Origin of the sequence: Stenotrophomonas geniculata ATCC 19374 = JCM 13324 (genome assembly GCF_001431625.1) — a bacterium.
Classification (GTDB): domain Bacteria; phylum Pseudomonadota; class Gammaproteobacteria; order Xanthomonadales; family Xanthomonadaceae; genus Stenotrophomonas; species Stenotrophomonas geniculata.
The window spans coordinates 2,501-4,819 of sequence record NZ_LLXT01000009.1; the positions used below are offsets into that span (position 1 = coordinate 2,501).

Here is a 2,319-nt window from a genome sequence, read left to right on the forward strand (position 1 = left end):
CCTTTTGTATAATGGGTCAGCGACTTACTGTTCGTGGCAAGCTTAACCGTATAGGGGAGGCGAAGGGAAACCGAGTCTGATAAGGGCGCATAGTCGCGGGCAGTAGACCCGAAACCGGGTGATCTAGTCATGCCCAGGGTGAAGGTGCGGTAACACGCACTGGAGGCCCGAACCCACTCCCGTTGCAAAGGTAGGGGATGAGGTGTGATTAGGAGTGAAAAGCTAATCGAACCCGGAGATAGCTGGTTCTCCTCGAAAGCTATTTAGGTAGCGCCTCATATGTATCCTCTCGGGGGTAGAGCACTGTTATGGCTAGGGGGTCATCGCGACTTACCAAACCATTGCAAACTCCGAATACCGAGACGGACTGTATGGGAGACACACGGCGGGTGCTAACGTCCGTCGTGAAAAGGGAAACAACCCAGACCCACAGCTAAGGTCCCAAATTTTGTGCTAAGTGGAAAACCATGTGGAAAGGCACAGACAGCCAGGAGGTTGGCTTAGAAGCAGCCACCCTTTAAAGAAAGCGTAATAGCTCACTGGTCGAGTCGGTCTGCGGGGAAGATTTAACGGGGCTAAGCACAGAACCGAAGCTTGGGGTGCATAACTTTGTTATGCGCGGTAGAGGAGCGTTCCGTAAGCCGTTGAAGGTGGATTGAGAAGTCTGCTGGAGGTATCGGAAGTGCGAATGCTGACATGAGTAACGATAATGCGGGTGAAAAACCCGCACGCCGAAAGCCCAAGGTTTCCTTGCGCAACGTTAATCGGCGCAGGGTGAGTCGGCCCCTAAGGCGAGGACGAAAGTCGTAGTCGATGGGAAGCAGGTTAATATTCCTGCACCTCGCGTAAGTGCGATGGAGGGACGGAGAAGGTTAGGTGTACCAGGCGTTGGTTGTCCTGGGGAAAGGCGGTAGGTTTGGATCTTTGGCAAATCCGGGATCCTCTAAGACCGAGCACCGAGACGAGCCTTTATGGCGAAGTCACTGATACCACGCTTCCAGGAAAAGCTCCTAAGCTTCAGCTTACGCAGACCGTACCGTAAACCGACACAGGTGGGTAGGATGAGAATTCTCAGGCGCTTGAGAGAACTCGGGTGAAGGAACTAGGCAACATGGCACCGTAACTTCGGGAGAAGGTGCACCCTTTTTGGTGGCTCGTGCGAGCTATAGCTGAAGAGGGTCGCAGTAACCAGGCCGCTGCGACTGTTTATCAAAAACACAGCACTCTGCAAACACGAAAGTGGACGTATAGGGTGTGACGCCTGCCCGGTGCTGGAAGGTTAATTGATGGGGTCAGCCGCAAGGCGAAGCTCTTGATCGAAGCCCCAGTAAACGGCGGCCGTAACTATAACGGTCCTAAGGTAGCGAAATTCCTTGTCGGGTAAGTTCCGACCTGCACGAATGGCGTAACGACAGCGGCGCTGTCTCCACCCGAGACTCAGTGAAATTGAAATCGCTGTGAAGATGCAGCGTTCCCGTGGCAAGACGGAAAGACCCCGTGAACCTTTACTATAGCTTTACACTGAACGTTGAGTTCGTCTGTGTAGGATAGGTGGGAGGCTATGAAACCATGGCGCTAGCTGTGGCGGAGCCATCCTTGAAATACCACCCTGTCGTGCTTGACGTTCTAACCTGGGCCCATTATCTGGGTCGGGGACCGTGTATGGTGGGTAGTTTGACTGGGGCGGTCTCCTCCTAAAGAGTAACGGAGGAGCTCGAAGGTACGCTCAGCGCGGTCGGACATCGCGCACTGTGTGCAAAGGCATAAGCGTGCTTGACTGCAAGATCGACGGATCAAGCAGGTAGGAAACTAGGACTTAGTGATCCGGTGGTTCTGTATGGAAGGGCCATCGCTCAACGGATAAAAGGTACTCCGGGGATAACAGGCTGATACCGCCCAAGAGTTCATATCGACGGCGGTGTTTGGCACCTCGATGTCGGCTCATCACATCCTGGGGCTGTAGTCGGTCCCAAGGGTATGGCTGTTCGCCATTTAAAGTGGTACGCGAGCTGGGTTCAGAACGTCGTGAGACAGTTCGGTCCCTATCTGCCATGGGCGTTGGAGATTTGAGAGGGGCTGCTCCTAGTACGAGAGGACCGGAGTGGACGAACCTCTGGTGTTCCGGTTGTCACGCCAGTGGCATTGCCGGGTAGCTATGTTCGGAAGCGATAACCGCTGAAAGCATCTAAGCGGGAAGCGCGCCTCAAGATGAGATCTCCCGGGGCACAAGCCCCCTGAAGGAACCATGTAGACTACGTGGTTGATAGGTCAGGTGTGTAAGTACAGCAATGTATTGAGCTAACTGATACTAATGATCCG

The 2,319-nt window shown here is 53.9% G+C and carries 1 rRNA gene (running past one end of the window); it reads left to right on the forward strand.

Annotated elements, in window-relative coordinates:
• A 23S ribosomal RNA gene (locus ARC63_RS00675) occupies window positions 1–2,319 on the forward strand; its annotated part reaches 547 nt to the left of the window's first position; the annotation flags it as partial.